The following is a 26,506-nucleotide window of genomic DNA, read 5'->3' on the forward strand; positions in this document are numbered from 1 at the left end:
GGGCGACATAATGTAGCCCCTTTTTTCTGCCCCTACATGTGGAAGGTTCCCGTGACTCAGAAGCCCGACCAGTGTCTTGGTGAATGGATCGACCGTGAAGCACTCGCTGAAGCGATGATTCCGCTTATCGGTCAGCTGTACCGCAATAACAATGTGGTGAGCTCGATCTATGGCCGCAGCCTGATCAACCAGTCTGTCATCGCGATTCTCAAAGCCCACCGCTTTGCGCGCCATCGCTCCGCCGACGACAGCGAACTCTCCGTCCACGAAACATTCCCACTGCTCAAAGCCATGAGCGAGCTCAAGCTCGGCGCGGCTTCGGTAGACCTGGGCAAGTTGGCCTACAAATTCCGCAAGGAAGGCGCTGGCCGCACCGCCGAGCAGTTCGTGCGTGAAGAAATGGCCGATGTGGTTGGCCAGCAAAACGCTGCCGCCCGCAAAGGCACCGATGTGGTGTTGTACGGCTTTGGCCGTATCGGCCGCCTGCTGGCGCGCATCCTCATCGAGAAAACCGGTGGCGGCGACGGCCTGCGCCTGCGTGCCATCGTGGTGCGCAAAGGCGCCGAGAACGACCTGACCAAGCGCGCCAGCCTGTTGCGTCGCGACTCGGTACACGGCTCGTTCAATGGCACCATCACCATTGACGAAGAAAACAACACCATCACCGCCAACGGTAACCTGATCCAGGTGATCTACGCGAAGAACCCGACTGAGGTGGATTACACCCAGTACGGCATCCAGAACGCCCTGCTGGTGGACAACACCGGCGTATGGCGTGATGCCGAGGGCCTGGGCCAGCACTTGGCATGCCCGGGTGTCGACCGCGTGGTGCTGACCGCGCCTGGCAAGGGCAAGCTCAAGAACATCGTGCACGGCATCAACCACGCTGAAATCACCGCTGACGACAAGATCGTGTCCGCCGCGTCCTGCACCACCAACGCCATCGTGCCGGTGCTCAAGGCTGTGAATGACAAGTTCGGCATCGTCAACGGCCACGTTGAAACCGTTCACTCGTACACCAACGACCAGAACCTGATCGACAACTTCCACAAGGGCGATCGCCGTGGCCGTAGCGCCGCGTTGAACATGGTGATCACCGAGACCGGTGCTGCCACTGCCGCTGCCAAAGCCCTGCCTGAACTGGCCGGCAAGCTGACTGGTAACGCGATCCGTGTACCGACGCCGAACGTGTCGATGGCCATTCTCAACCTCAACCTTGAGAAAGCCGCCACCCGTGAAGAGATGAACGAGTACCTGCGCTACATGGCGCTGCACTCCGACCTGCATAAGCAGATCGACTTCGTCAATTCCCAGGAAGTGGTCTCCACCGACTTCGTCGGCTCGCGCCATGCTGGTGTGGTGGACGCCGAAGCGACCATCACCCAGGACAACCGTGTTGTGCTGTACGTGTGGTACGACAACGAGTTCGGCTACAGCTGCCAGGTGGTTCGCGTGATGGAAGACATGGCTGGGGTCAACCCGCCTGCGTTTCCGCGCTAAGCCTTTGGGCTGAATGAGAAAGCCCCGACTGGTTCGGGGCTTTCTCATGACTGGGGGGTTGTGTTGTCTGGGAGGGCCTCTTCGCGAGCAAGCCCGCTCCCACATTTGATCGCGTTTCTTCAAGATGTACTCGGTCAAATGTGGGAGCGGGCGTGCTCGCGAAGGCGGTGGTGCAGTCGATGCATAGGTGACTGTTGCACGTATTTCCAGCAGGATGGACTGGCCTGTGACGCGACCAAGGGTTAATGTTCGCGGCGCTCGGCCTTCTATAGACTGTGCCCCGGTTCACACACTTGAGCCAAATTGTCCTTCATGACCGCTGGCCGCGGCATGATTTAGCCCGGCGTCCAACCGTACGCCTGGCCTGTTCTGAGGAGTACGCATGGCTGTCTACAACTACGACGTGGTGGTATTGGGTTCCGGCCCGGCTGGTGAAGGCGCGGCGATGAACGCTGCCAAAGCAGGGCGCAAGGTGGCGATGGTCGATAGCCGTCGCCAGGTCGGCGGTAACTGCACCCACCTGGGTACCATCCCGTCCAAGGCGTTGCGTCACTCCGTGCGCCAGATCATGCAGTTCAATACCAACCCGATGTTCCGGGCCATTGGTGAGCCGCGTTGGTTCTCGTTCCCGGACGTGTTGAAAAGCGCCGAAAAAGTCATCTCCAAGCAAGTCGCTTCGCGTACCGGCTACTACGCCCGTAACCGCGTCGACCTGTTCTTCGGCACCGGCAGCTTCGCCGACGAGCAAACCGTCGAAGTGGTCTGTGCCAATGGCGTGGTCGAGAAGCTGGTGGCCAAGCACATCATCATCGCCACCGGTTCGCGCCCGTATCGCCCGGCGGACATCGATTTCCACCACCCGCGCATCTATGATAGCGACACCATCCTCAGCCTGGGCCACACCCCGCGCAAACTGATCATCTACGGTGCCGGCGTGATCGGCTGCGAATACGCCTCGATCTTCAGCGGCCTGGGTGTATTGGTGGAACTGGTGGACAACCGTGACCAATTGCTCAGCTTCCTCGACTCGGAAATCTCTCAGGCGTTGAGCTACCACTTCAGCAACAACAACATCACCGTGCGCCACAACGAGGAGTACGAGCGGGTCGAAGGCCTGGACAACGGGGTGATCCTGCACCTCAAGTCCGGCAAGAAGATCAAGGCCGACGCCTTGCTGTGGTGCAACGGCCGTACCGGCAACACCGACAAGCTGGGCATGGAAAACATCGGGGTCAAGGTCAACAGCCGTGGCCAGATCGAAGTGGATGAGAACTACCGCACTTGCGTGCCGAACATCTACGGCGCCGGTGACGTGATCGGCTGGCCAAGCCTGGCCAGTGCCGCCCATGACCAGGGCCGCTCGGCCGCTGGCAGCATTGTCGACAATGGCAGCTGGCGCTACGTGAACGACGTGCCGACCGGGATCTACACGATTCCCGAGATCAGCTCCATCGGCAAGAACGAGCACGAACTGACCAAGGCCAAGGTGCCTTACGAAGTGGGCAAGGCGTTCTTCAAGAGCATGGCGCGTGCGCAGATTGCCGGTGAGCCGCAAGGCATGCTGAAAATTCTGTTCCACCGCGAAACCCTGGAAGTACTCGGCGTGCATTGCTTCGGCTACCAGGCCTCGGAGATCGTGCACATCGGCCAGGCGATCATGAACCAGCCAGGTGAGCAAAATACTCTCAAGTATTTCGTCAACACCACCTTCAACTACCCGACCATGGCCGAAGCCTATCGGGTAGCGGCCTACGACGGCCTCAACCGGCTTTTTTGAGCGGCTCCGGCCGGTGGCCTGAGCCGGCCGGGGAGACCGATTTCAGTAATTCTCGAGGGTGGCAGTGGCCAAACCGGGAAAGTCTGTAATCAGGCTATCTACGCCGAAGTCGGCGAGCCTGCGCATCAGCGCAGGTTCGTTGACTGTCCACACGGACACATGCAAGCCCTGGCGCTGGGCTTTTTCCAGCCGCTCGGGAGTGCACAGCGTCCAGTTCAATGCCAAATACTCACAGCCGTAGTTCTGCGCGACCTTCAGCGGGTCGAGCCAGGCGTATTCGGCGACCAGCCCGCGTGACAGGTCCGGGGTGAGTTCCACGGCGGCCTTGAGCACTTCCCGCGAGCTTGACGTCACCGTGACCTTGTCCATCAAGCCAAAGCGCACCGCCATTTCGCGAATCGCCAGCACAGTGGTGGCGGCACGGGTACGCGAGGCGCTTTTGACTTCCAGTTGCCAGTGATCGAAGTCGCACTGTTCGAACAACTCCTCCAGGCGTGGAATCGGGCAGGGGCTTACCCAGCCTGGGCCGCCTTTGCGCGCGTCCATTTTCACCAGATCAGCCGCCGAGTACTCGACGACCTTGCCGCGCCGGTCGGTGGTGCGCTTGAGGGTCGGGTCGTGGATGACCATCAACTCGCCGTCCATGGACAGGTGCAAGTCCAGCTCGCAGCGGCGTACGCCGTGCTTGAGGCACTCCTGAAAGCTGGTCAGGGTATTTTCCGGTGCTTCGCCTTTGGCACCGCGGTGGCCGTAAATCAGGGTCACAGTTGCTCCTTTGCGCCAGGATGGCTGGCGTCGTGAATACGCATTCAGAGGTCTTCGCTTTGTTCGCGCGCCAGGCGGCGTTCCTGGGCCTGTTTCTGCAGGATATAGCGCGCCAGCAGTTGGCGTTGGGCATCGGTCATGGATTCGAACTCCGTGCCCACATCAAAACCGTCGCCCTTGGGGTCGCAATGGGTCACCCGCGCGCGCAGCAACAGGCCGAGCGCCTGGGGCATCAGCACCAGCTTGATTGCCAGGTGAGTGTCGGGAGCCAGCGGCGTCGGGTGCTGGAAGTCGATGCCGCCCTCGGAGAGGATCACCGGTTGTGGCGCGCCGACCTCGTTGAGCAAGCCGCGGGCCATGACCTGGCTGAGCAGATCCAGACGCTTGTTCTGCACTTTGAGGAAGGCCGCCAGGCTGCGGTCTTTCTCGCTGATCTGGCGCAGCAGGTGCTGGGCTTCGAATTCGCTCAGGTGCAGTTCGCTGAGCAAATTGAACAGCGGCGAATCATCCAGCAACACTTCCTTGCTCGCCGCGTCGGGGCCAGACAGGGGTTTGATTTGAAGTGCGATCATGTCGTCGATACGGTAGTATTCGCGGCGCTCTTCTTCATCTAATGTCGACATGGCGAACCCCAGGTAACGGTAATGGTCTGAGTGTAAAGCTGCTGACCAGACCCCGCCACCGGGACGTCTTCTTTTCCTCCGAACAAGCCCCGACATGTTCAGACCTCTCTTCGTATTTATTGGCACGCGTTATACCCGTGCAAAGCGTCGCAATCATTTTGTGTCGTTCATTTCCCTGACCTCGATGATCGGTCTCGCCCTGGGCGTGGTCGTGATGATCGTGGTGCTGTCGGTGATGAATGGCTTCGATCATGAGATGCGCACCCGCGTGCTGGGCATGGTGCCCCACGCGACCATCGAGGGCGATGCGCCCATCAACGACTGGCAAAGCCTGGCCGCCAGGGTCAAGCAGAACCCCAAGGTGGTAGCGGTAGCGCCGTTTACCCAGATGCAGGGGTTGCTGACCAACGACGGCAAAGTGCAGAAGATCCTGCTCAACGGCATCGACCCGGCCCAGGAGCGCAACGTCTCGATCATCGACAAGTTCATGCTGCAAGGTAAGCTCGACGAGCTGGCGCCCGGCAGTTTTGGCATCGTCATCGGTGACAAGGCCGCGGCCAAGCTGGGCGTGGGGGTTGGCGACAAGCTGACCTTCGTCGCCCCGGAAGTCACCGTGACCCCGGCCGGCATGTTCCCGCGCATGAAGCGCTTTACCGTGGTGGGCACCTTCCACGTCGGCGCTGGCGAAATCGACGGTTACATCGGCTTGACCAACCTCACCGACCTGGCCCGCCTGCATCGCTGGCAGCCCGACCAGGTGCAGGGCCTGCGTCTGAAGTTCAACGACCTGTTCGACGCCCCGCGCGGCGCCTGGGAAATTGCCCAGCACCTGGGTGAGACCGAGTACTACGCCCGCGACTGGACCCGCTCCCACGGCAACCTGTACCAGGCCATCCGCATGGAAAAAGCCATGATCGGCCTGCTGTTGCTGCTGATCGTCGCCGTGGCGGCCTTCAACATCATCTCCACGCTGGTGATGGTGGTGAACGACAAGAAGGGCGACATCGCCATCCTGCGTACTTTGGGCGCCACGCCGGGGCAGATCATGGCGATCTTCATGGTGCAGGGCACTGTGATCGGCGTGGTCGGCACCTTGATCGGCACGGCGGTGGGCATTCTGGCCGCGCTGAACGTCAGCGCCGCCATCGCCCTGCTTGAAAAAGTGATCGGCCACAAGTTTCTCAACGCCGACGTCTACTTCATCGACTACTTGCCGTCCCAGGTGCAAACCCAGGACGTGCTGATGGTGGGCGGCGCCGCGTTGGTCCTGAGCTTCCTTGCCACCCTGTATCCAGCCTGGCGCGCGGCACGTACCCAGCCAGCACAGGCATTACGTTATGAGTGAATCGGGCATGAGTGAAAAAGCAATCCTGAGCTGCCGCAACCTGGGCAAATCCTACGAGGAAGGCCCGGAATCGGTGGTGGTGCTGTCCAACCTGCAGCTTGAACTGCACCCTGGCGAGCGCGTGGCGATCGTCGGCAGTTCCGGTTCCGGCAAAAGTACCTTGCTCAACCTGTTGGGCGGCCTCGATACGCCGTCCCAGGGCAGCGTATGGCTGGCCGGTGAAGAGCTGTCGGCCTTGAATGAAAAGGCCCGCGGCCAACTGCGCAACCGCTCGTTGGGCTTTGTATACCAGTTCCACCACTTGCTGCCGGAATTCACCGCCCTGGAAAACGTGTGCATGCCGCTGTTGATCGGCAAGACCGCGATTCCTGAAGCGCGTCAGCGTGCCACTGCCTTGCTCGAGCGCGTCGGCCTCGGCCATCGCCTGGAGCACAAGCCAGCGGAGTTGTCCGGTGGTGAGCGCCAGCGCGTGGCGATTGCCCGTGCCCTGGTGAACAACCCGGGCCTGGTGATGCTCGACGAGCCGACCGGCAACCTCGACTCCCACACCGCCCAGGGCATCAAGGACTTGATGCTGGAGTTGAGCACCCAGATGCGCACCGCGTTCCTGGTGGTGACCCATGACATGAGCATGGCCCGGCAGATGGACCGCGTACTGCATTTGCAGGAAGGTCATCTGGTCGCTATCTGACCTGTTGCAAGCCCGGTTTTTTGAGGCCGGGCTTTTTCATTTTTCCAACGGTGCCCGCGAATGTTCAGACCGTTATCGATTTTTATCGGCACGCGCTATACCCGCGCCAAGCGCCGCAACCGTTTTGTCTCGTTTATCTCGATGACCTCGATGATCGGCCTCGCCCTGGGCGTACTGGCGATGATCGTGGTGCTTTCGGTGATGAACGGCTTTCAGCGTGAAATGAGCTCGCGCATCCTCGGCATGGTGCCCCACGCCACCATCGTCGGCGTAAAGCCGATTGATGATTGGCAGCCGGTGGCCGCCGCTGCGATGAAGAATCCGCAAGTCACCGCCGCTGTGCCCTTCACCCAGATGGATGGCATGTTTTCCTATAAGGGCGCGATGCAGCCGATCGAGATCAGCGGCGTCGACCCGGCCCAGGAAGGCAAGGTGTCGATCGTGGCTCAGCACATCGTGCGCGGCAAACTCGACGACCTCAAACCCGGCGAGTTCGGTGTGGTGGTCGGTGATATTACTGCGCGGCGTTTTCGCCTGAACGTGGGTGACAAACTGACCCTGATCGTGCCGGAACTCAGCAGCGCGCCGGGCGGCATCACCCCGCGCATGCAGCGCCTGAATGTGGTGGGCATCTTCAAGGTCGGCGCCGAGCTGGATGGCTCCATGGCCCTGATCCACATGGCCGACGCCGCTGAAATCCAGCATTGGCAGCCCAACCAGGTGCAAAGCGTGCGCCTGGCGGTGAAGGACCTGTATGCAGCGCCCAAAGTCTCGGCAGATATCGCCGCCAGCCTGGGTGCGGCTTACAAGCCCGATGACTGGACCCACACCCAGGGCAGCCTGTTCAGCGCGATGAAAATGGAAAAGACCATGATCGGCCTGCTGTTGCTGATGATCGTCGCCGTCGCCGCGTTCAACATCATCGCCACCTTGATCATGGTGGTGAACGACAAGGGCGCGGACATCGCCATCCTGCGCACCATCGGCGCCACACCTCGGCAGATCATGGCGATCTTCATGGTGCAGGGCACCGTGATTGGCGTGGTCGGCACCTTGATCGGAGGTGTACTGGGGGTGGTTGCGGCGCTGAACGTGAGTGAACTGGTGGGCTGGCTGGAGCGGGTGAGCGGGCAGCATATCTTCAGTTCGGATGTGTATTTTGTCAGCAACCTGCCTTCGGAGCTGCAAGGCGGGGATGTGTTGCTGATTTGCTCGGCGGGGTTTGTGTTGAGCTTCCTGGCGACGATTTACCCGGCGTATCGGGCGGCGAAGATTGAGCCGGCGCACGCCCTCAGGTATTCGTAACCTTTAAGACCGCTATCGCAGGCAAGCCAGCTCCCACATTGTGAATGTATTCACAGTTCAAATTGTGGGAGCTGGCCTGCGATAGGGCCGGCCCAGCTTGCATCAATCTCCCTTGGGCAACTCAATCACAAACCGGGTCCAGCCTGCCTGCGACTCACAATAAATCCTCCCGCCATGCGCCCGCACAATCGACTGGGTGATCGCCAACCCCAGCCCCGCATGTTCACTGCTGCCGGCACGCCTTGACGGGTCGGCTCGGTAGAAACGGTCAAACAGCCGCGGTAGTAACGGCGCAGGAATGCCTTCCCCGGTGTTCTCAACCGTCAGTGTCACGCCACGCTCTATCCGCACCCGCACTTGACCGCCCGGTGGGGTAAACCGCAGCGCGTTATCCAGCAAGTTCGACAGGGCACGGCGCAACATGCCGCGATCGCCCATCGTCTGAGCGGCGCCTTCGCGCACCAGCGTCACCTGCGCATCCTCCGCCAGCAGGGTAAAAAATTCCAACAGTGCGTCGACCTCATCGCCCAGGTCCAGGGCTTCACGGCTGGGCATCAGCAAGCCGTGGTCAGCTTTGGCCAGGTAAAGCATGTCGTTGACCAGTTGCGCCATCCATTGCAGCTCTTCCAGGTTGCTGTGCAGCGCCTCGCGGTAATCCTCCAGCGGGCGTGGCTGGGTGAGGATGACTTGGGTCTGGGTCAGCAGGTTGGACAGCGGTGTGCGCAGCTCGTGGGCGATATCGGCGCAAAAGGCAGACAGGCGCTGGAACGCGTCGTCCAGGCGGGCCAGCATGGCGTTGACGGCCTGGGCCAGTTCCGCCAGTTCCACCGGCATTTGTGCTTGGGGTAAGCGTTGCGTGAGGGAGTGGGCGGAGACGCTGGCGGCCACTTCCCCCATGCGCCGCAGCGGTCGCAACCCACTGCGTGCGGCCCAGGCGCCGAGCAGGGCGGTGGCCAGGGCCGAGAGACCGACGGTCAGCCAGATCAAGCGTTGCATGCGTTGCAGAAAGTGCTGGTGGTGGGTGATGTCGAGGATCAGGGTCAGCTGTGGCGAATCCAGTTGGCTGGGCGTCAAGGGTGCGATGAATACGCGGTAGTCGGTGCCCGCCTGCTGCAGGCTATGCAGGCCGGGCGCCTGGGGCAAGCTAAGGTTGGGCGCGCCGTCCAGCCAACGTTGACCCGCCCCGGTGATGCGCAAGGTGAGGTCGGGCTGGTGATCGAGTTCGGCGCGCAGTTGAGGGGTTCGCTGGGCGAGGTCTTGCCGTGAGGCCACACCCTGCAAGGTGCTGCGCAGGGCCACCAGTTTGCTTTCGAGCTGTTGCTGGTCCAGCTCCATGAAATGCGCCTCGCTGGCCTGGTTGAACAACACCCCGGCGACTAACGAGACCACCGCCGTGCACGCGGCAAACAGCAGCGCCAGGCGGCTGGTCAGGGACAGGCGCTTGATCACGTGAACCGTTCCTCCAGCACGTAACCCATGCCGCGCACGGTGTGGATCAGCTTATTGGGGAAATTGTCGTCGACTTTCAGGCGCAGGCGGCGAATGGCGACTTCGATGATGTTGGTGTCGCTGTCGAAATTCATGTCCCACACCTGGGAAGCGATCAGCGTCTTGGGCAGCACTTCCCCTTGGCGGCGTAGCAGCAGTTCCAGCAGGGCGAACTCCTTAGCGGTGAGGTCGAGGCGCTGGCCGCTGCGCTCGACGCGGCGGCGGATCAAGTCCAGGCTCAGGTCGGCCAGTTGCAGCGTGGTCTCCTGCGGCGTGCTGCTGCCACGGCGCAACAAGGTGCGAACCCGCGCCAGCAGTTCGGAAAAGGCGAAGGGTTTGACCAGGTAGTCGTCGGCGCCCAGCTCCAGGCCATGTACTCGGTCTTCTACGGCATCGCGAGCGGTGAGGAACAGCACCGGGATGTCCAGGCCGGCACTGCGCACCGCCTGCAGGATTTGCCAGCCGTCGCGGCCGGGCAGCATCACGTCGAGGATCAACAAGTCATAGTCGCCCGTCAGCGCCAAGTGCTGGCCACTGGTGCCGTCGGCCACCAGTTCGGTGGTAAAGCCCGCTTCGGCCAGGCCCTGGCGCAGGTAATGACCGGTTTTGGGTTGGTCTTCGACGATCAGCAGTTTCATATCGGGCTCTTAATAGGTGCTATGTAGGAGCGAGCTTGCTCGCGAAAAACGTCAACGATAACGCGGGCTGTCTGGCTTAACGTGTTGTGCTCAAGCCCTTCGCGAGCAAGCTCGCTCCTACAAAAAACATCGGGCTTTATACCTTGGGTTTCAGGGTATGGGCGCAAGCTGACAAAGTTGTAATCTAGCAGTCAGCTGGCTGGCAGCGAGGCTATCTTAAAGTGCGGCCCAAGCTGGTCACCTATTTTTGGAGCGTGAGAAATGGCGTTGCGTACATCCCTGTTAACGGCGGGTTGCTTGTTGGTGTTGAGCTTCAATGCGCTGGCGGATGCGGCTCATGGTTACGCGTTCGGCCAGCCGGCTCCGGCAGCCAAGGCCACGCGTACCGTGGAAGTCACCCTCCAGGACATTGCCTTCGAGCCCAAGAACCTGGACGTAAAGGCCGGTGAAACCGTGCGCTTCGTGCTGGTCAACAAAGGCCAGTTGCTTCACGAATTCAACCTGGGCGACGCAGCGATGCATGCCGCCCACCAGAAAGAGATGCTGCAGATGCAAGCCAGCGGCATGCTCACCGCCACTGGCATGGGCAAGATGGACCACAGCGCCATGGGCCACGGCGACATGGGCGGCATGAAGCACGACGATCCCAACAGTGTCTTGGTGGAGCCGGGCAAGACTGCCGAACTGACCTGGACCTTCACCAAGGCCACGGGCCTGGAATTTGCCTGCAACCTTCCAGGGCATTACCAGGCGGGCATGGTCGGCAAACTGACCGTTGAGTGAGGCGTTTGTTAAGGGCGGGGGCAAAGGCTGGTAGACTGGCGCGGTTTATTTAGCCAGGTTTCCGCCATGCATCCCGCAGCCGAACATTCGCCGCTGGGCAAGTCCAGTGAATACATCTCTACCTATACGCCTTCGTTGTTGTTCCCGATTCCACGCGCCGCCAAGTGGGCCGAACTGGGCCTGAGCGCCGAGACCCTGCCGTACAAGGGCGTGGATTTCTGGAACTGCTTCGAACTGTCCTGGTTGTTGCCCTCGGGCAAGCCGGTGGTAGCCATCGGTGAGTTCAGCATTCCGGCCGACTCGCCGAACATCATCGAGTCCAAGTCGTTCAAGCTGTACCTCAACTCGCTGAACCAGACCGCGTTTGCTGATACGCAAAGCCTTGAAGCCACCTTGCGCACCGACCTCAGCTTTGCGGCCGGCAAGCCAGTGAGTGTGCGTATTCGCAGCCTGGCCGACATTGAGGCAGAAGGCGTGATGGCGTTGCCGGGCGTGTGCATTGACGGCCTGGATATCAACGTCAGCAGCTACGAACACCCGCGCCCGGAACTGCTGCGTTGCGATGATTCGCGCGTGGTGGAGGAGAGCGTGCACAGCCACCTGCTCAAATCCAACTGCCCGGTGACCAGTCAGCCTGACTGGGGCAGCGTGGTGGTGGAATACCGTGGTGCGGCGCTGGATCACGCCAGCCTGCTGGAATATATCGTCAGCTTTCGCCAGCACTCGGACTTTCATGAGCAGTGTGTGGAGCGGATCTTCCTGGACTTGCAGCGCTTGCTCAAGCCGGAGAAGTTGACCGTGTATGCGCGGTATGTACGCCGGGGTGGGTTGGATATCAATCCTTACCGCAGCACTGAGAACACCCAGTTCCTGAACGTGCGGCTGGCGCGTCAGTAAGCCTGTACACAAAACTCAATGTGGGAGGGGCTTGTGTGGGAGCGGGCTTGCTCGCGAATGCAGTGGATCAGTTACACATGAGCTGACTGATCCACCGCATTCGCGAGCAAGCCAGCTCCCACATTTGGTTTTGTGTTCGGCTTGGGCTTGGGTTAGATGCCGATATTGCCCAGGGTCAGCACGATATTGCGCAACGTCCCGGCAATGCCTGGATGGTCCAGTTCAAAACCTTCCACTGCCCGGTTCACATCGTCAGCGATGCTGGGCGTCTGGGTGGCCGGTTCCATTTCCAACTGGACTTCGAACTTGGCGATCAACTCTTCCAATGCTTGACGTTTCTCGGCGGGCAACTCGGGATGATTCTCCAGTTGCTCACGCACAATATCGGCCTGCTGTTGTAACTTCTCGCGATCAGGCATGACGTTCTTTCCTTTTATCGATAGGCACTGGCATAGACCGCGGCGTACCGCGAAAGGTCTACGGGCTGACCTGTAGATTAATCCACTGGGGCCAACCGTGCATGATCTCGATCAGGGCTTCTCGCCCTTGAGCTGGCGCAGGCGGATGTCGGCCAGGCAGGTGCCGAGTTCGCCGAGGTGGTCGATCACCGAGTGCACGCCCAGGCCATAGAGCGCCACCGTGGCCTTGCCGCGCTTGTGTTCGCGTTGCTGATCGGTCAGCGCCTGCCATTGCTGGGGCGACAGGCCGCAGAGCGAACCGCAGGAGGCCAGGCCGATGGTCCACAAGCCGGCATTCAGGCCCGATTGCAGCAGGCGCGGCTCGCCGCTGACCAGTACGCAGCCTTCCAGGCGTTGGATGTTCAACTCCATCAAGGCTTGCCAGCAGGCGTGGGGCGCGGGCCAGCGAATGGAGGAGGGCGAGGCGGCCTTGAGCCAGCCAGGCAGGCCGGCGCAGAGTGGCGCGGTCACGGCGGGAGGCAGTTCGTCCAGCCAGGCGCAGGGCACGCCTTGTTCTTTGAGGCTGCGCAGGATTTTCAATGCGCCCGGCGTGGCCTCGGCGTCGGCGCAAGGGGAGTCTGCGCGCGCCAGGGAACCAAAATCCACCAGGCAGCCACTCAGGCCAAATAACACGGCGGTCAACGAGGGGGCGGCGGCGACGGCAATCTCGGCGTGTGGCATCTGAACGTCCCTGAAATAGCAACCACGTTATCGGGGCGCTATGACAAGGGGATGACACTGTCGATATTTGTAGGAATTTTGTTCATTTTAGGTAAGTCGTTTCGTTGTGGCTGCCTAAACGAACACTTCCGTCATATACTGACGGCCTTATTCAGGGCATAGCGCCCATGACAGACCATTCAAGGAGCAAAAGCTATGCGCTGGAGCCAATACTTCGCTCAGCTGTCGGTGTGTGCCACTATCCTGTTGGCACCGTTCGCCGCCCAGGCCGCGTCGGAAGATGATCCCTGGGAAAGCGTCAACCGCCCGATCTTCACCTTCAACGACACCGTTGATACCTACGCCCTCAAGCCGATCGCCCAGGGCTATCAGTTCGTCACCCCACAATTTGTGCAGGACGGCGTTCACAACTTCTTCCGCAACATCGGCGATGTCGGCAACCTGGCCAACAATGTGCTGCAACTCAAGCCGCACAATGCAGGCGTCGACACCGCCCGCTTGTTGGTCAACACCACATTTGGCGTACTCGGCTTTATCGACGTCGGCACCAAAATGGGGCTGCAGCGCAGCGATGAAGACTTCGGCCAGACCCTCGGCTACTGGGGTGTGGGCAGCGGTCCCTACGTGATGATCCCGTTGCTGGGCCCAAGCACCTTGCGTGATGCGCCGTCCAAATATGTCGACAGCTACACCCAACCGTACCGCTACATGAACGACATCGGCTGGCGTAACAGCACCTTCGGCCTGAACGTCGTCGACGTGCGTGCCAGCCTGCTCGACAGCGAGAAGCTGATCACTGGCGACAAGTACACCTTCATTCGTAACGCTTACCTGCAGAACCGCGAGTTCAAGGTCAAGGACGGCAAGGTCGTTGATGACTTTTAAGCTGTGACATCTTGAAATGAAATAAGGCGACCTCCTGATGGTCGCCTTTTTTATGCCTGTCTAAACCTTACTTTGCGTTGTGGTCGAGACGGTTCTTATAACTCCCGGTGATTTGCGGTGTAAAGACGCCCGGCGACCATCGGCATGAGCTTGAAACCCCTCACGGATGGGAGTACCGTCTGCGCCTTAGAAGGGCACCTCTGCTTTACCGTTGTGCATGGGCCAAATCCCAATGCTTTGTAGGACAGAGAGGCTAGAAAGCGAATCCAGTACGTGAGCCCGGCCATTGCCGAGCCGCCTACGCCAACCTAATTCTGGCGCCGTTTGCCCACATGCAAAAAACCAGTGCCACGCTGCTGATAATCGATGACGACGAAGTAGTGCGCGCGAGCCTCGCGGCCTATTTGGAAGACAGTGGCTTCAGCGTCCTGCAGGCCAGTAATGGCCAACAGGGTCTCCAGGTATTCGAGCGCGACAAGCCCGACCTTGTGATCTGCGACCTGCGCATGCCCCAGATGGGCGGCTTGGAGCTGATTCGCCAGGTGACCGACCTTGCCCCGCAAACGCCGGTGATTGTCGTGTCCGGTGCCGGGGTCATGAACGACGCCGTTGAAGCCTTGCGCCTGGGCGCCGCCGATTACCTGATCAAGCCCCTGGAAGACCTGGCCGTGCTGGAGCACTCGGTGCGCCGCGCCCTGGACCGTGCACGCCTGCTCGTGGAGAACCAGCGCTACCGCGAAAAGCTCGAGACCGCCAACCGCGAACTCGAAGCCAGCCTGAACCTGCTCCAGGAAGACCAGAACGCCGGTCGCCAGGTGCAGATGAACATGCTGCCGGTCAGCCCCTGGACCACCGACGAATTCAAGTTCGCCCACCAGATCATCCCGTCGTTGTACCTGTCGGGTGATTTTGTCGACTATTTCCGTGTGGACGAGCGACGTGTGGCGTTCTACCTGGCCGACGTGTCCGGCCATGGCGCGTCTTCGGCTTTTGTCACCGTGTTGTTGAAGTTCATGACCACACGGTTGTTGTTCGAGTCCAAGCGCAATGGCACCTTGCCGGAGTTCACCCCCTCCGAGGTGCTGGGCCACATCAACCGGGGCCTGATCAGCTGCAAGCTGGGCAAGCACGTGACGATGGTGGGCGGCGTGATCGACGAAGAAACCGGTCTTTTGACCTACAGCATTGGCGGTCACCTGCCGATGCCTGTTTTGTACACTCCTGACAGTGTGCGCTACCTGGAAGGGCGTGGCCTGCCCGTAGGCTTGTTTAACGAAGCCACCTACGAAGACCACATCCTGGAACTGCCGCCGACCTTCAGCCTGACGCTGATGTCTGACGGTATTCTGGACCTTCTTCCAGAGCCTACACTCAAAGAGAAAGAAGCCGCCTTGCCCCAAAAGGTCAAGTCGGCGGGCGGCAGCCTGGATGGCCTGCGGCAGGTTTTTGGATTGGCCACGCTAGGGGAGATGCCGGATGATATCGCCCTATTGGTGTTGAGCAGGAATCTTTGATGAGTACCGGAAGAATCCAATTCGCCGAGCAAGACGGGACCTTCGTCCTGAAATTTGTCGGTGAAGTGCGCCTGACCTTGTGTTCGGCCCTGGATGCGACGATCGAGCGGATCTTCACAGCGCTGAACTTCTCGGCGATCGTGATCGACCTGACCGAAACGCGCAGCATCGATAGCACCACCCTGGGCCTGTTGGCCAAATTGTCCATTCTGTCGCGGCAGAAGGTCGGCCTGTTGCCGACCGTGGTCACCACCCACGAAGACATCACCCGTCTGTTGCAGTCCATGGGTTTTGACCAGGTGTTCAACATCGTTGACCGCCCGATCCCGTGCCCTGAGTGCCTGACCGACCTGCCGTCCCAGGACCAGTCCGAGGAAGTGGTGCGGGTCAAGGTGCTGGAAGCGCACAAAATCCTGATGGGCTTGAATGAGTCCAACCGCGAAGCCTTCCACGACCTCGTCAACGCCCTCGAGCGCCACTGACCTCCAGTTGCAATAACATTCCAATGTGGGAGCGGGCTTGCTCGCGAATGCGGTCTGCCAATGAATACATCTTTGGCTGAACCACCGCATTCGCGAGCAAGCCCGCTCCCACAGGTTGATCTGAGGCTGGCTCAAGATGGTCGAAAGACAAAAAAGGGCGGCACCCTCACAGGTGCCGCCCTTTTTGTTGCTATCTGCCTTTACAGCTTGGCCGACAACAACGCCTCCAGCTTCTCCTGGTCCCGAGCAAACTGACGAATCCCCTCCGCCAGTTTCTCAGTCGCCATCGCGTCCTCGTTGGACTCCCAACGGAACTGCGCTTCAGTCATATGCACCCGCGCCTCACCGGAGTGGCCTGGCGCCAACTTGCGCTCCAGCTTGCCTTCATCGGCTGCCAGCTTCTCCAGCAGGTCCGGGCTGATAGTCAGGCGATCACACCCGGCCAGCTCTTCGATCTGGCTGAGGTTACGGAAGCTCGCACCCATCACCACCGTCTTGTAGCCATTGGCCTTGTAGTAGTTGTAGATGCGCGTCACCGACTGCACGCCCGGGTCATCGGAACCGGTGTAATCGTTGCCGTTGGCCTTCTTGTACCAATCGTAGATACGGCCCACGAACGGCGAAATCAGAAACACACCCGCTTCGGCACAAGCCACGGCCTGAGCGAAGGAGAACAGCAGCGTCAGGTTGGTCTGGATACCTTCTTTTTCCAGCTTCTCGGCGGCACGGATGCCTTCCCAGGTAGAAGCGATCTTGATCAGCACGCGATCGCGGCTAACCCCGGCTTTGTCGTACAGGTCGATCAGACGGTGCGCACGCTTGAGAATGGCAGCTTCGTCGAACGACAGGCGCGCATCCACCTCAGTGGAAATACGGCCCGGTACTACTTTAAGAATCTCCTGGCCTACCGCCACCGCAAAACGGTCGCTGGCCAGGCCCACATCGCCGTTGCAATCCTGCACACACTCATCCAGCAGCTTGGCATAGCCAGGAATCGACGCAGCCTTGAGCAGCAGGGAAGGGTTGGTGGTCGCGTCTTGCGGCTTGAGCTTGGCGAGGGTAGAAAAATCGCCGGTATCGGCTACGACGGTGGTGAATTGCTTGAGTTGTTCCAGCTTGGAAGTCATGGGCGTGCTCTGTCCTGTGGGTCTGTTGACATTACCCGAGCGCTGGCAGGCGCTCAAGGGCGCAAATGCGTTAGGTCGTTTGCGAGGGCAATAACCTGGAAACAGCCGTTTGAATCACCGGCCGTGGTGCTAACTAGGAGGCCAAAATCGCCGACAGGTTCCCCCTAACTGCTCGATGCCCTCCGATCAAACTGTGGGAGCCGACTTGCCTGCATGACACCAGCCCAGCCACTGACATTCACCTGACCCCCATCAGTCAAACTGTGGGAGCTGGCTTGCTCGCGAAAGCGGCCTGTCAGTCCCAAATATCCCCACTGACACCCAACCCATCACCGCCCCTCCAACAACTCCCCCGCCTGATCCAGCAACGCCAACGGATCCGCCGCCTTATGAATATCCACCGACAACAACTGCCTAAACCTGCGCGCCCCCGGAAAACCAGTGCCCAGCCCCAGAACATGGCGCGTGATGTGATGCATCGAGCCACCTGTTGCCAGGTGCTCAGCTATATACGGGCGCAACTGCGCCAACGCCTCCGCCCGGCTAATCACCGGCGCCTCACTGCCAAACAACCGCTGATCCACCTCCGCCAACAGATACGGATTGTGATAAGCCTCTCGCCCCAACATCACCCCATCAAACGTCTGCAAATGCTCATGGCACTGCTCCAACGTCTTGATCCCGCCATTGAGATTAATCTCCAACCCCGGAAAATCCCGCTTCAACTGCGCCGCCACGTCATAACGCAACGGCGGAATGTCCCGGTTCTCCTTGGGCGACAACCCCTCCAGAATCGCAATCCGCGCATGCACGGTAAAACTGGTGCAACCGGCATCCCTCACCGTCCCGACGAAATCACACAACTCGGCATAACTGTCCCGCCCATTGATACCGATACGGTGCTTCACCGTCACCGGAATCGACACCGCATCACGCATCGCCTTCACACAGTCCGCCACCAGGGCAGGGTGCGCCATGAGGATCGCGCCGATCATGTTGTTCTGCACACGGTCGCTGGGGCAGCCGACGTTCAGGTTCACTTCGTCATAACCGGCGGCCTCGGCCATACGGGCGCAGGCGGCCAGGTCAGCCGGGACACTGCCGCCTAGCTGGAGAGCAAGCGGGTGCTCGGCTTCGTTATGGCGCAGGAAGCGGTCGTGGTCGCCGTGGAGGATTGCGCCGGTGGTGACCATCTCGGTGTAGAGCAGGGCGTGTTTGGAGAGCAGGCGTAGGAAGAACCGGCAATGGCGGTCCGTCCAGTCCATCATGGGGGCGACGGAGAAGCGGCGGGAGAGTGGGGCGGTTTGTAGGGACATGGGGGATCTGAGTCAGCCAGGCGAATGGGGCGTAGTTTATCAGGGATGTATGTCAGGTACTTGGCGGGTTCTCAAGCCTAGCCAGTCAGCCTTCGGTGATAACCAAAGCACACGCTCGGTCAGGCTTTCGACGCGCACCTTGTGTTGATGATTTATTGTGGCTACGATAATCGCATGCAGATTACCTATGACCCAGCCAAAGACGCTCGTAACGTTGAAGAACGTGGACTCCCGTTTGCGTTAGTGCGGGACTTTGAATGGTCTACGGCCTTGATCGTGGAAGATGATCGATTCGACTACGGTGAGTGTCGTTACCGAGCGATGGGATACATAGGGGATCGGCTGCATGTCGTAGTGTTCACCCCACGGGGTGACGCGGCCCACGTCATCAGCTTTCGTAAAGCCAACAAACGGGAGGTCAAAAATTATGACCAAGAAACCCAGTCCTGAGAAGGTCGATACAGCGAACCCGGAATGGTCGGCTGAGGACTTTGCTAAGGCCAAGCCAGCCAGAGAGGTGCTTGTGGGATTGTTTGGCAAAGCTCAGGCGAAGGAAATGCTCAAACCCAAGCGCGGGCGGCCAAAGTCGGTAGCCACTAAAGAGCACGTTAATGTTCGTTTTGATGCTGACGTGCTGGAGCGATTCAGAGCTTCTGGGCCGGGCTGGCAAACGCGAATGAACGCCGCCTTGGCTGATTGGCTCAAGACGCACACGCCGGATGAACTGAAGGCCTAAGGCAAAAAGCCGCGGATGACGCGGCTTTTTGCTGCCTTGTAATTAGATTTTTCTCAGCGATGGTATAAATAAATCTGTCCCCGTTTTTGTATTCAGAAGGGTGAGCACGACATGCAAAAAAAATGGCACCCATGGGCATGGGCGCCAGTTGTGTTGATTGTTACTGTTTCATGCGCGTAGAAGGCTGCAATCTAAAACCGCGTAAATTCGGATTCATCCGGGGCAGATGCCATATTGTATGCAAATGCCTTTGGTGACCTTTCTGTCGATTTAGATAGTTTACTTATATTTACTTTATTGTGGGTTTGTAACTCGTTTCCACCGATGACCTTGAGAGTCAATAGGCCTGTGGCTTTGTCGTAACGCTGAAATAAACCGTCTATAGGTTTTTTCTCGTTATCAGATCCAATAAGGCGTTCGTTGGGTTTAGCGGTAGCTAAAGTGTCTTCTAGTGAAGTGGCCATGATTTTAACCTCCGTCGATGTACTGGCGCAGGTTAATCTTTGTGCGAGAGGTAGCGATACTGTAATACTTGACAGTTTTTTATATTAAAAAGAATGAATGTTAGGTGCTATTTGTTATAAGGTGCCTGTTAGATTTTTTAACAGCCCGTCACGAATTAAGTCTAGATCATCCTCGGTGAAGCCCAGTACTGGGGGGGCGCCGCCCTCCGCGCGTCCTTCAAACCGAATTGGTGAACCCTGGCGATGCGGGAGATCCGCCTGGTGAAACCCACGGTCACGGCATTGCTATCGCCTCGGGCTTTCATGTAACTGGCGGTACGCAGCTTTTGAACATCTCAACCTTGCGCCGTATGCGGCCTTGCTTGCCGCGCAAGTCCCGCTTTTTCCGTGGTGCGAACTTGCTGCCATCGGGTTTTGCTGTGTCAGTACCCGCTTTTGCTGGCTGCGCCGCAGTTCCTGGCCGATGGCGCGGGCGAGTTGATTGCGGGCGGCTGGCTGGAGTTGCTCCAGCAGGCCGGACGCCCAGGTCTCCAGGGCTTCCAGCCGTACCATATCGCCTTGTTCGGTCGACTCTGGCACCACCAGCAGATCCCCGTCCCGCACGCGGAGTTTCTTCACTGCTTCGAAGTCAATCATGCCGCCACCCCCTGTCCGCACTCATAACCAGCGTGCCGTTCATAGGCACGCTGCAGCTTGGTGTCGTAAAGATTGCGCAGGTAGTCCGGCCCGTTGTAGAGCCGGGCAAACTCGGCCCATTTGCGGGCTTTCAGCACCTTGTGCAGCACCGGGTCGGTTTCGATGAAACGGGTGAAAGCGTCGAACTGCTGCGATTCGCCGGCACTCATCGCCGCCACGAAGTCGTGCACGCTCGTGTGGCCAAGGCGCTCCCAGTGATACCCATAATCTGGAAAGCGCCCCAGGATGCGGATTCAAGTGCGGCCGTATCGTCGATCTGGCGGGCCATGGCCAGGCGTTGGTGCTCGGCGGTACCGCCGATATAGCCACCGGCCGACGCAGTCGAAAATGGCATCCGAGAATTCGTCAGCGGCTTTTGGATTTTCGAGAGCGATATAGTTCGCTTCGTCTTCCAGATTTTTGAGTGCTTTTTCAAGCCACTCAACCCGGGTTCCTGCTCCAGCGCCTAGCGCGCATGGCTGCTACTTGGTCATCGATGGCGAATTTGCCTTGGTCGGCTTCCTTTACTGCCCGCTCGATTTGAGCCGTCAGCGTTTTTTCGTGCTGTATGTAGTCGCGAAGAACCTCCATCGCCAGATAGCTCGCTGTCTGGCCGTTGGTTTTGGCCAGGTCGGAGAGAGAGTTGGATAGGTCTTCCGGCAGGTTTAGGGATATCCCAGTCATGGCGGCCTCAATGGTGGACGGATGTTGGGCATCTTACGCTGTGAAGCGTCGGGTTGAAGCAGCACGCCGTCGCGAGGTGTGTCTGGGAGTGAATCGTTTGCTTTTCCTCTGCCAACTCATAGCCGGGTGTTGTGGCCTGATCCCAGTATCCGAGGAGGTTTTTTGCTGCCTGCTCTCTTTATCTCCGCGCCTTCAAAAACCGCCCTTCGTAATCCGCCACCGGAAGACGGGTGGAATTATACTTCCCAAATAATCTATAGCGATTTATAGCGATTTTGTCGTACATCCAATCTCGCAGGGCCGCTGGGACGACGCGGGCAGCCGTTAGCCAGCGCCACGGAGCATTCAGGCGTGCCAAGATCTCGAACATCGCTTCGGAACGCACGGACACCTTGTCATTCGAGATGAGAACAATGGTGTTGAATTTGTCCTGCGGTAGCCCCGCCCATTGTAATAGCGCTTGACCTTCCGGCGATTGAACCGCAGCAAGCTGAATTTGACGAGCATGGTCATAGTGAATAATAAATCGTGCCCAGCCATTGCATAGCTTGCAGGTGCCGTCAAAAAGGACTGCTGTTTCGCCTGGTTGCAGAAGCGGGGCGGGAGATTGGGTTTGAATGGTCATCGGGTCTGCCGTATCTGAAGATAAACCATTTTGGAGGCTGTCATTTAGCGATCGTTTTTATAACTTAGCGATCTTTGTTGTCTCTACGCCTGTTCAGCAAGTCTCTCGCTCAGGTTTGGGAGGATATGCCATGGAACGTCACAAAGGGCATCCCACGTGTCGCTAGCGTTCCTCCACTCTGGAGCGCATACGACGTTGTTTAAAGCATCTTACAGCTCGCAGACGTAACGAAGTTGGTAATGGTGCTGGCCGGGAGTTTTAGATCCAGCCCTTGATACGCCTTAGGGTATTTCCTACACATTTCTCGGCTTGCCCCTCAGACCACCCCTAGCTAACCTCCTCAAGCCGCTGCAAACCAGTGGCCGGAGGTGGAAGTCCGCATTGCTAAGGCGTTTTAACTCCCGTAAATATTTGGAGCTTCGCCATGCACAACAACACACGAAATTCTTCTATTGATCACGGTACATCGTCCGCCGATCCCAAGCTTCAAGCCGCAGCCCACCGAGCAATCCATCATCACTTGCCCCCATCCGACGACGCTGCACCCGTCGAACGCCCAAGCAACAACCTATTCCTCGTAAACCCAACCCTCGACCCCGAAACCCTCCTGGCCAACGCCGCCGAAAACCTGGCATCCGCCAACGAAATGGCCGCCACCTTGGCGTTCGACCTCGACGACGCCCAACGCGCTATCGCCTTGGGCATTCAGCAGTTAATCGAGTTGAGCTCGCTGCTCGTTGATCGAGCCCAGGAGCAAGTTGCGCCCGCGACTGCCTCAGTCAAAGCCTGACAACCAACCCTGCCGCCTTACCCAGGCGGCAACCTGAACTCCTGCTGTCCCCCAGCAAAGTTTCATAATTCCCTGTGCCGTTGAGGTCTACGATTCCCTGCAAAAGAGGGCCCCAGGGCCTCCAGCCCACAGGGAACTGAAACCATGATCTCGAACCTCGTCAAAGCTGTGATGATCGCCGGCACGTTGATGTTGAGTGCTTGTTCATCTTCACCAGCCGTGAGCAGTGACCCTTGCTTTTCAGGCGGATGCCAGGCGTTTGGTGACCATAGCCCCAACAAGGCCGCAAAGATGAATTTCGGTGGCAGTGGGCTGGGGAGTAGTTATGGGGAGTATGGTTCGGGGTTGTTGCATGATGATTGATGGGGTGGTGGGGCAAGAGTGTTTTGCTTGCTTTACCGCTTTGCAAAGTGAGCAGCCGTTGGGGTGGAACGCTAATTAGCCGTTGCCTGAGTAACGGATAGTAAGCGGTCTGATCCCGCATTTTCGTCGGCTGTCGGGCCGCCTTCGCGAGCAAGCCCGCTCCCACAGTTGGAGTGTGGGAGTCAGGGAGATAAGCGTCGGCTGTCAGGTCTTCACGGGAGCAGGCTCCGTCGCCACAGGTGCAGCGTTGTGCCGAAGTTGTGTAGATATTTGTGCTGTGACGGCGGTGGGTCAGTTAACTCATCTGTCACTGGTATACCGCTATCGCAGGCAAGCCAGCTCCCACATTGGCCATGTATCGCCCGCAGAACCAGCGTCTGGCCCAGATCCCTGTGGGAGCGGGCTTGCTCGCGAAGGCGGCGTGTCAGTCACTGGAATCTATGACTGAACCACTGCTTTCCCAGGCAAGCCAGCTCCACACATTGGGTCTTCGTTGTTTTGAGTATTGTTTTCGCTTAGCTGATCGGTATTAGGCAAGCCGTTAATGGCCGCCTTTCATACGCCGGGCAATCAGGTAGAGGCCCAGCCCCACCAGCGCTGTAGCAGCACCGATGTAGCCGGTACTGGTCCAACCCAACCCTGCCGTAATCGCCATCCCCCCAAACCACGGCCCCAGCGCATTCGCCAGGTTGAACGCCGCATGGTTCGACGCTGCCGCCAAACTCGGCGCCTCATGCGCAATGTCCATCAAGCGAATCTGCAACGGTGCCGCCAACGCGACCATAGTGCCAACCAACCCCATGCTCAGCAGCACGCCCCACAGCGAGGAGGCGGCGAAGGGGAAGAACAACAACACCGCCATCGACCACACCAATATCAAGCCCACCGCCCGGAACTGCATGCGATCAAACAGTTTGCCACCGGCAATGTTGCCGATAATGCCGCCCACGCCAAACGCGGCGAGGCCAAACGGAATCCACTGGGGCGAGACCTTGGTCACTTCCAGCATGGTCGGCGCCAGGTAGCTGAATACGCAGAACATCCCGGCAAAGCCAATTGCGCCGATGGACAGGGCCATCCAGACCTGGGGTTTGGTGAAGGCGCGCAGTTCTTTGCGCGGGTCGCTGCGTTGTTCGTCGTGGCGGTGGGGCACGAATTGCCAGACCAGGGCGATGGTGAGCAGGGCGATCACGCTGACCAGGGCGAAGGCCGAGCGCCAGCCCAAGTGTTGGCCGAGGAAGGTGGCAATGGGGTTGCCGAGCAGCATGGCCAGGGTCAGGCCCATCATGACGCGGGCCACGGCGCCGGCGCGTTTGTCGGTGGGCACCATGCTGGAGGCGACCACGGCGGCGATGCCGAAGTAGGCGCCGTGGGGCAGGCCGCTGATGAAGCGGAAGGCCACCAGCGAGCCGAAGGTGGGGGTGAAGGCGGTGGCGAAGTTGCCCAGGGCGTACAGGCCCATCAGCAACAGCAGCATGTGTTTGCGCAGCAGCTTGGCGCCGAGGATGGCCAGCAGTGGGGCGCCGACCATGACGCCCAGGGCGTAGGCGCTGATGGCGTGGCCGACCTGGGGTTCGCTCAGGCCCAGGTTCTGGGCGATGTCGGGCATCAGGCCCATGATGGCGAATTCGCCGGTGCCGATCGCGAAGGCGCCCACGGCCATGGCCGCTTCCATTTTGGCGGCGCTGCGCGCGGGCAGTACGTGCCCGGGTGTTTGCTGGATAGTCATGGGTAACTCTGTGTGGAGGGTGTGCACGAAGGACTGTCGCCGATGCTACGCAAGCCGCGACGAAGGTGTCTAGAACCGCCATTTTCGGCAGAGTTCCACGCCTGTGACCGCAGGTCGCGGCTGCCAGGCTTGACAGGGGCGTATTAAAAGCCGCGATTTAGGCCTGTCAATTGGCCAAACGGCGCATAAACGCTGTTTAGCGTGATATTCTGCGCGCCGTCTTGGGCTAGTCTTTCCTTGGTGCGTACACCCGTATACGTCCCAGCGGTTGGCTGTCGCCCAGGTAGCTGAAGCCAATAATGATAAGAAGTCAGCGCAGAAGGGACATAACAGTGAGGTCGATCCATCGGCCTTGTGTGCCCACCCTGCAGCCTTTATGTGACTGTGCAGACCCCGCGGTACGTTGCCTGACGTAGCGTGAACGAGGGTTACTCATGACCAGGGGCGGTAGGGCGGATGGCGTTTTATCATAGGTGCTACTGATGTTTAAAAAAGTAAACACTGCCCTGCTGGGGCTGGCTTTGTCGATGGGGATCACGTCCGTTCACGCGGAAGAGGCAAAGAAAGTCGATGTGCTGCTGATCGGCGGCGGCATCATGAGTGCAACCCTGGGTGTCTGGCTCAATGAGCTGGAGCCGGGCTGGTCGATGGAGATGGTCGAGCGCCTCGATGGCGTGGCCGAAGAAAGCTCCAACGGCTGGAACAACGCCGGTACCGGTCACTCGGCCCTGGCTGAGCTGAACTACACCCCGGAAGACAAGAACGGCAACGTTGAGATCCCTAAAGCGGTCGAGATCAACGAAGCGTTCCAGATCTCCCGTCAGTTCTGGTCCTGGCAGGTTCAGCAGGGCGTGTTGAAGAACCCACGTTCGTTCATCAACTCCACACCGCACATGAGCTTTGTGTGGGGCGATGACAACATCAAGTTCCTGAAAAAGCGCTACGAAGCCCTGCAAGCGAGCCCGCTGTTCGCCGGCATGCAGTACTCCGAAGACCCGGCGCAGATCGCCAAGTGGGTTCCGTTGATGATGGAAGGGCGTGATCCCAACCAGAAAATCGCGGCCACCTGGAGCCCGATCGGTACCGACGTGAACTTTGGCGAGATCACCCGCCAATTCGTCGCTCACCTGCAAACCACGCCGAAGTTTGACTTGAAGCTGTCGAGCGAAGTGCAGGACATCACCAAGAACGCCGACGGTTCGTGGCGCGTGAGCTACAAAAACCTCAAAGACGGCACCAAGACTGAAACCGACGCCAAGTTCGTGTTCATCGGCGCTGGCGGCGGTGCCCTGCACCTGCTGCAGAAGTCGGGCATTCCCGAAGGCAAGGAATACGCAGGCTTCCCAGTCGGTGGTTCGTTCCTGGTGACAGAGAACCCGACCATCGCCGAGCAGCACCTGGCCAAGGCCTACGGCAAGGCTTCGGTCGGTTCGCCACCGATGTCGGTTCCGCACCTGGACACCCGTGTGCTGGATGGCAAGCGCGTGATTCTGTTTGGCCCATTCGCGACCTTCTCGACCAAGTTCCTGAAGGAAGGCTCGTACCTGGACCTGCTGACCAGCACCACCACCCACAACATCTGGCCCATGACCAAAGTCGGTATTCGTGAATACCCACTGGTCGAGTACCTTGCCGGCCAACTGATGCTGTCCGATGACGACCGCTTCAAGGCGCTGCAAGAGTATTTCCCGAACGCCAAGCAATCGGACTGGCGTCTGTGGCAAGCCGGCCAGCGCGTGCAGATCATCAAGCGTGACGAAGAGCAAGGCGGCGTGCTGAAGCTGGGTACCGAAGTGGTCAGCTCTGCCGACAACTCCATTGCCGGCCTGTTGGGTGCATCGCCAGGCGCGTCCACTGCGGCTCCGATCATGCTGACCGTGCTGCAAAAGGTGTTCAAGGACAAAGTAGCCAGCCCGGCCTGGCAGGAAAAACTGCACCAGATCGTGCCAAGCTACGGCACCAAGCTGAACGACAGCCCTGAAGCGGTTGCCAAGGAGTGGGCCTACACCGCCGGTGTCCTGCAACTGACCCCGCCACCTGCGATCCCGCAGCTGGCTGCTCCACAGGCCACCGAGGCTGCCAAGCCTGCGGCTGAGCCAAGCAAGCCGGTTTCTGACCTGGCGCTGTAAGCCACACCCACGAAAAAGCCCGCTGAACCGGTGACG

The 26,506-nt window shown here is 59.4% G+C and carries 29 protein-coding genes and 1 pseudogene; 15 read left to right on the top strand and 15 right to left on the bottom strand.

The genetic code is table 11. The features are described 5' to 3' along the window. Positions 1 to 36: 36 nt before the first annotated feature. On the top strand, positions 37 to 1,500 hold the full coding sequence (locus BUE92_RS09345; protein WP_032873405.1) for a glyceraldehyde-3-phosphate dehydrogenase: 1,464 nt from the start codon (positions 37 to 39) through the stop codon (positions 1,498 to 1,500). Positions 1,501 to 1,882: 382 nt separating this feature from the next. Continuing rightward, positions 1,883 to 3,277, top strand: a complete 1,395-nt coding sequence (gene sthA / locus BUE92_RS09350) for a Si-specific NAD(P)(+) transhydrogenase (protein ID WP_003189670.1) — start codon at positions 1,883 to 1,885, stop codon at positions 3,275 to 3,277. Between the two features lie 42 nt (positions 3,278 to 3,319). Here sthA and BUE92_RS09355 read toward each other — a convergent pair whose 3' ends face one another. After that, complete coding sequence (locus BUE92_RS09355) at positions 3,320 to 4,042, bottom strand: glycerophosphodiester phosphodiesterase (protein ID WP_014717518.1); 723 nt, start codon at positions 4,040 to 4,042, stop codon at positions 3,320 to 3,322. A 44-nt stretch (positions 4,043 to 4,086) separates the two neighbouring features. Further along, positions 4,087 to 4,665, bottom strand: a complete 579-nt coding sequence (locus BUE92_RS09360) for a PilZ domain-containing protein (RefSeq protein ID WP_073523310.1) — start codon at positions 4,663 to 4,665, stop codon at positions 4,087 to 4,089. 94 nt (positions 4,666 to 4,759) lie between these two features. Here BUE92_RS09360 and BUE92_RS09365 point away from each other — a divergent pair, with 94 nt between their 5' ends. The 3 genes from BUE92_RS09365 to BUE92_RS09375 are packed head-to-tail and all read left to right on the top strand — an operon-like array spanning position 4,760 to position 8,006. Next, positions 4,760 to 6,010 carry a lipoprotein-releasing ABC transporter permease subunit gene (locus tag BUE92_RS09365; protein WP_073523311.1) on the top strand — a complete coding sequence of 417 codons (1,251 nt, stop codon included), beginning with the start codon at positions 4,760 to 4,762 and terminating at the stop codon, positions 6,008 to 6,010. Between the two features lie 7 nt (positions 6,011 to 6,017). Continuing rightward, on the top strand, positions 6,018 to 6,701 hold the full coding sequence (gene lolD, locus BUE92_RS09370) for a lipoprotein-releasing ABC transporter ATP-binding protein LolD (RefSeq protein WP_019818240.1): 684 nt from the start codon (positions 6,018 to 6,020) through the stop codon (positions 6,699 to 6,701). Between the two features lie 60 nt (positions 6,702 to 6,761). Further along, the gene (locus BUE92_RS09375) at positions 6,762 to 8,006 is read left to right on the top strand and encodes a lipoprotein-releasing ABC transporter permease subunit (protein WP_073523312.1); all 1,245 of its coding nucleotides are present in this window, start codon (positions 6,762 to 6,764) and stop codon (positions 8,004 to 8,006) included. A 102-nt stretch (positions 8,007 to 8,108) separates the two neighbouring features. Here BUE92_RS09375 and BUE92_RS09380 read toward each other — a convergent pair whose 3' ends face one another. After that, the gene (locus tag BUE92_RS09380) at positions 8,109 to 9,455 is read right to left on the bottom strand and encodes a heavy metal sensor histidine kinase (protein WP_073523313.1); all 1,347 of its coding nucleotides are present in this window, start codon (positions 9,453 to 9,455) and stop codon (positions 8,109 to 8,111) included. Next, positions 9,452 to 10,132: a heavy metal response regulator transcription factor gene (locus tag BUE92_RS09385; RefSeq protein WP_073523314.1), complete on the bottom strand. Its 681-nt coding sequence runs from the start codon at positions 10,130 to 10,132 to the stop codon at positions 9,452 to 9,454. Before BUE92_RS09385 ends, BUE92_RS09380 begins: the two co-directional genes overlap by 4 nt. Positions 10,133 to 10,393: 261 nt before the next feature. On the opposite strand from BUE92_RS09385, the gene copI reads away from it, so the two are divergent. Continuing rightward, on the top strand, positions 10,394 to 10,915 hold the full coding sequence (gene copI / locus BUE92_RS09390; protein ID WP_073523315.1) for a copper-resistant cuproprotein CopI: 522 nt from the start codon (positions 10,394 to 10,396) through the stop codon (positions 10,913 to 10,915). A gap of 66 nt (positions 10,916 to 10,981) precedes the next feature. Further along, positions 10,982 to 11,812: an NADPH-dependent 7-cyano-7-deazaguanine reductase QueF gene (queF, locus tag BUE92_RS09395; protein ID WP_073523316.1), complete on the top strand. Its 831-nt coding sequence runs from the start codon at positions 10,982 to 10,984 to the stop codon at positions 11,810 to 11,812. A 152-nt stretch (positions 11,813 to 11,964) separates the two neighbouring features. Here queF and BUE92_RS09400 read toward each other — a convergent pair whose 3' ends face one another. After that, positions 11,965 to 12,231, bottom strand: coding sequence for a DUF4404 family protein (locus BUE92_RS09400; protein ID WP_014717525.1), 267 nt, complete (start codon positions 12,229 to 12,231; stop codon positions 11,965 to 11,967). 111 nt (positions 12,232 to 12,342) lie between these two features. After that, positions 12,343 to 12,951: a phosphatase gene (locus BUE92_RS09405; RefSeq protein ID WP_073523317.1), complete on the bottom strand. Its 609-nt coding sequence runs from the start codon at positions 12,949 to 12,951 to the stop codon at positions 12,343 to 12,345. Between the two features lie 195 nt (positions 12,952 to 13,146). Here BUE92_RS09405 and BUE92_RS09410 point away from each other — a divergent pair, with 195 nt between their 5' ends. The 3 genes from BUE92_RS09410 (at position 13,147) to rssC (ending at position 15,832) form a co-directional block, all read left to right on the top strand. Beyond that, positions 13,147 to 13,836 carry an MlaA family lipoprotein gene (locus BUE92_RS09410; protein ID WP_073523318.1) on the top strand — a complete coding sequence of 230 codons (690 nt, stop codon included), beginning with the start codon at positions 13,147 to 13,149 and terminating at the stop codon, positions 13,834 to 13,836. A 332-nt stretch (positions 13,837 to 14,168) separates the two neighbouring features. Beyond that, positions 14,169 to 15,350, top strand: coding sequence for a two-component system response regulator RssB (gene rssB, locus BUE92_RS09420; protein ID WP_073523319.1), 1,182 nt, complete (start codon positions 14,169 to 14,171; stop codon positions 15,348 to 15,350). Continuing rightward, a complete protein-coding gene (gene rssC / locus BUE92_RS09425) occupies positions 15,350 to 15,832 on the top strand; it encodes an anti-sigma factor antagonist RssC (protein WP_003172602.1) in 483 nt (160 codons plus the stop codon). The genes rssB and rssC overlap by 1 nt, the downstream gene beginning before the upstream one ends. 200 nt (positions 15,833 to 16,032) lie before the next feature. Here rssC and tal read toward each other — a convergent pair whose 3' ends face one another. After that, positions 16,033 to 16,959, bottom strand: a complete 927-nt coding sequence (gene tal, locus BUE92_RS09430; RefSeq protein WP_073523320.1) for a transaldolase — start codon at positions 16,957 to 16,959, stop codon at positions 16,033 to 16,035. Between the two features lie 329 nt (positions 16,960 to 17,288). Next, positions 17,289 to 18,275, bottom strand: a complete 987-nt coding sequence (gene dusA, locus BUE92_RS09435; protein WP_073523321.1) for a tRNA dihydrouridine(20/20a) synthase DusA — start codon at positions 18,273 to 18,275, stop codon at positions 17,289 to 17,291. Between the two features lie 174 nt (positions 18,276 to 18,449). Here dusA and BUE92_RS09440 point away from each other — a divergent pair, with 174 nt between their 5' ends. Together BUE92_RS09440 and BUE92_RS09445 are read left to right on the top strand one after the other, a co-directional pair. Next, entirely contained in the window at positions 18,450 to 18,725 is a 276-nt protein-coding gene (locus tag BUE92_RS09440; protein ID WP_073523323.1) for a BrnT family toxin, read from the top strand. Further along, the gene (locus BUE92_RS09445) at positions 18,703 to 19,011 is read left to right on the top strand and encodes a BrnA antitoxin family protein (RefSeq protein ID WP_073523325.1); all 309 of its coding nucleotides are present in this window, start codon (positions 18,703 to 18,705) and stop codon (positions 19,009 to 19,011) included. Before BUE92_RS09440 ends, BUE92_RS09445 begins: the two co-directional genes overlap by 23 nt. A gap of 191 nt (positions 19,012 to 19,202) precedes the next feature. Here BUE92_RS09445 and BUE92_RS27840 read toward each other — a convergent pair whose 3' ends face one another. The 6 genes and pseudogenes from BUE92_RS27840 to BUE92_RS09470 all read right to left on the bottom strand — a co-directional run bounded on the left by BUE92_RS27840 (position 19,203) and on the right by BUE92_RS09470 (position 21,459). Then, the gene (locus tag BUE92_RS27840) at positions 19,203 to 19,475 is read right to left on the bottom strand and encodes a hypothetical protein (RefSeq protein ID WP_143169965.1); all 273 of its coding nucleotides are present in this window, start codon (positions 19,473 to 19,475) and stop codon (positions 19,203 to 19,205) included. Positions 19,476 to 19,636: 161 nt separating this feature from the next. Next, positions 19,637 to 19,780, bottom strand: a complete 144-nt coding sequence (locus BUE92_RS28865; protein WP_256673948.1) for a hypothetical protein — start codon at positions 19,778 to 19,780, stop codon at positions 19,637 to 19,639. Beyond that, entirely contained in the window at positions 19,761 to 20,111 is a 351-nt protein-coding gene (locus BUE92_RS09450; protein ID WP_256673949.1) for a phage virion morphogenesis protein, read from the bottom strand. Before BUE92_RS09450 ends, BUE92_RS28865 begins: the two co-directional genes overlap by 20 nt. Beyond that, positions 20,108 to 20,505 (bottom strand): annotated as a pseudogene (locus BUE92_RS09455) (N-acetylmuramidase domain-containing protein). Before BUE92_RS09455 ends, BUE92_RS09450 begins: the two are co-directional and overlap by 4 nt. Positions 20,506 to 20,591: 86 nt before the next feature. Beyond that, on the bottom strand, positions 20,592 to 20,834 hold the full coding sequence (locus BUE92_RS09465; RefSeq protein WP_073523326.1) for a CopG family ribbon-helix-helix protein: 243 nt from the start codon (positions 20,832 to 20,834) through the stop codon (positions 20,592 to 20,594). Positions 20,835 to 21,012: 178 nt separating this feature from the next. Beyond that, entirely contained in the window at positions 21,013 to 21,459 is a 447-nt protein-coding gene (locus BUE92_RS09470) for a thiol-disulfide oxidoreductase DCC family protein (protein WP_073523327.1), read from the bottom strand. 424 nt (positions 21,460 to 21,883) lie between these two features. Between BUE92_RS09470 and BUE92_RS09475 the strand changes: the two genes are divergently transcribed. After that, positions 21,884 to 22,249 carry a DUF6124 family protein gene (locus BUE92_RS09475; RefSeq protein ID WP_073523328.1) on the top strand — a complete coding sequence of 122 codons (366 nt, stop codon included), beginning with the start codon at positions 21,884 to 21,886 and terminating at the stop codon, positions 22,247 to 22,249. A 144-nt stretch (positions 22,250 to 22,393) separates the two neighbouring features. Further along, positions 22,394 to 22,612 carry a hypothetical protein gene (locus BUE92_RS09480; RefSeq protein ID WP_073523329.1) on the top strand — a complete coding sequence of 73 codons (219 nt, stop codon included), beginning with the start codon at positions 22,394 to 22,396 and terminating at the stop codon, positions 22,610 to 22,612. 541 nt (positions 22,613 to 23,153) lie between these two features. Here the strand turns inward: BUE92_RS09480 and BUE92_RS09485 are convergent. Then, positions 23,154 to 24,341 (bottom strand): MFS transporter, encoded by a 1,188-nt coding sequence (locus tag BUE92_RS09485; RefSeq protein ID WP_014717589.1) that lies wholly within the window; start codon positions 24,339 to 24,341, stop codon positions 23,154 to 23,156. A gap of 482 nt (positions 24,342 to 24,823) precedes the next feature. Between BUE92_RS09485 and mqo the strand changes: the two genes are divergently transcribed. Then, positions 24,824 to 26,470, top strand: coding sequence for a malate dehydrogenase (quinone) (gene mqo / locus BUE92_RS09490; protein WP_073523330.1), 1,647 nt, complete (start codon positions 24,824 to 24,826; stop codon positions 26,468 to 26,470). Positions 26,471 to 26,506: the final 36 nt, after the last annotated feature.

Origin of the sequence: Pseudomonas fluorescens (genome assembly GCF_001902145.1) — a bacterium.
Lineage (GTDB): Bacteria > Pseudomonadota > Gammaproteobacteria > Pseudomonadales > Pseudomonadaceae > Aquipseudomonas > Aquipseudomonas fluorescens_BV.

Excerpts from the sequence above, each read along its gene's own strand:
- copI (WP_073523315.1), top strand. The coding sequence starts at position 10,394 with ATGGCGTTGCGTACATCCCTGTTAACGGCGGGTTGCTTGTTGGTGTTG.
- BUE92_RS09410 (WP_073523318.1), top strand. The coding sequence starts at position 13,147 with ATGCGCTGGAGCCAATACTTCGCTCAGCTGTCGGTGTGTGCCACTATC.
- BUE92_RS09365 (WP_073523311.1), top strand. The coding sequence starts at position 4,760 with ATGTTCAGACCTCTCTTCGTATTTATTGGCACGCGTTATACCCGTGCA.
- lolD (WP_019818240.1), top strand. The coding sequence starts at position 6,018 with ATGAGTGAAAAAGCAATCCTGAGCTGCCGCAACCTGGGCAAATCCTAC.
- rssB (WP_073523319.1), top strand. The coding sequence starts at position 14,169 with ATGCAAAAAACCAGTGCCACGCTGCTGATAATCGATGACGACGAAGTA.
- BUE92_RS09475 (WP_073523328.1), top strand. The coding sequence starts at position 21,884 with ATGCACAACAACACACGAAATTCTTCTATTGATCACGGTACATCGTCC.
- BUE92_RS09480 (WP_073523329.1), top strand. The coding sequence starts at position 22,394 with ATGATCTCGAACCTCGTCAAAGCTGTGATGATCGCCGGCACGTTGATG.
- BUE92_RS09345 (WP_032873405.1), top strand. The coding sequence starts at position 37 with ATGTGGAAGGTTCCCGTGACTCAGAAGCCCGACCAGTGTCTTGGTGAA.
- BUE92_RS09440 (WP_073523323.1), top strand. The coding sequence starts at position 18,450 with ATGCAGATTACCTATGACCCAGCCAAAGACGCTCGTAACGTTGAAGAA.
- BUE92_RS09470 (WP_073523327.1), bottom strand. The coding sequence starts at position 21,459 with ATGACCATTCAAACCCAATCTCCCGCCCCGCTTCTGCAACCAGGCGAA.
- BUE92_RS09400 (WP_014717525.1), bottom strand. The coding sequence starts at position 12,231 with ATGCCTGATCGCGAGAAGTTACAACAGCAGGCCGATATTGTGCGTGAG.
- BUE92_RS09485 (WP_014717589.1), bottom strand. The coding sequence starts at position 24,341 with ATGACTATCCAGCAAACACCCGGGCACGTACTGCCCGCGCGCAGCGCC.
- dusA (WP_073523321.1), bottom strand. The coding sequence starts at position 18,275 with ATGTCCCTACAAACCGCCCCACTCTCCCGCCGCTTCTCCGTCGCCCCC.
- sthA (WP_003189670.1), top strand. The coding sequence starts at position 1,883 with ATGGCTGTCTACAACTACGACGTGGTGGTATTGGGTTCCGGCCCGGCT.
- BUE92_RS09450 (WP_256673949.1), bottom strand. The coding sequence starts at position 20,111 with ATGATTGACTTCGAAGCAGTGAAGAAACTCCGCGTGCGGGACGGGGAT.
- BUE92_RS09375 (WP_073523312.1), top strand. The coding sequence starts at position 6,762 with ATGTTCAGACCGTTATCGATTTTTATCGGCACGCGCTATACCCGCGCC.
- rssC (WP_003172602.1), top strand. The coding sequence starts at position 15,350 with ATGAGTACCGGAAGAATCCAATTCGCCGAGCAAGACGGGACCTTCGTC.
- BUE92_RS09465 (WP_073523326.1), bottom strand. The coding sequence starts at position 20,834 with ATGACTGGGATATCCCTAAACCTGCCGGAAGACCTATCCAACTCTCTC.
- BUE92_RS09360 (WP_073523310.1), bottom strand. The coding sequence starts at position 4,665 with ATGTCGACATTAGATGAAGAAGAGCGCCGCGAATACTACCGTATCGAC.
- mqo (WP_073523330.1), top strand. The coding sequence starts at position 24,824 with ATGTTTAAAAAAGTAAACACTGCCCTGCTGGGGCTGGCTTTGTCGATG.
- BUE92_RS09385 (WP_073523314.1), bottom strand. The coding sequence starts at position 10,132 with ATGAAACTGCTGATCGTCGAAGACCAACCCAAAACCGGTCATTACCTG.
- BUE92_RS27840 (WP_143169965.1), bottom strand. The coding sequence starts at position 19,475 with ATGGCCACTTCACTAGAAGACACTTTAGCTACCGCTAAACCCAACGAA.
- BUE92_RS09445 (WP_073523325.1), top strand. The coding sequence starts at position 18,703 with ATGACCAAGAAACCCAGTCCTGAGAAGGTCGATACAGCGAACCCGGAA.
- tal (WP_073523320.1), bottom strand. The coding sequence starts at position 16,959 with ATGACTTCCAAGCTGGAACAACTCAAGCAATTCACCACCGTCGTAGCC.
- queF (WP_073523316.1), top strand. The coding sequence starts at position 10,982 with ATGCATCCCGCAGCCGAACATTCGCCGCTGGGCAAGTCCAGTGAATAC.
- BUE92_RS28865 (WP_256673948.1), bottom strand. The coding sequence starts at position 19,780 with ATGAAAGCCCGAGGCGATAGCAATGCCGTGACCGTGGGTTTCACCAGG.
- BUE92_RS09405 (WP_073523317.1), bottom strand. The coding sequence starts at position 12,951 with ATGCCACACGCCGAGATTGCCGTCGCCGCCGCCCCCTCGTTGACCGCC.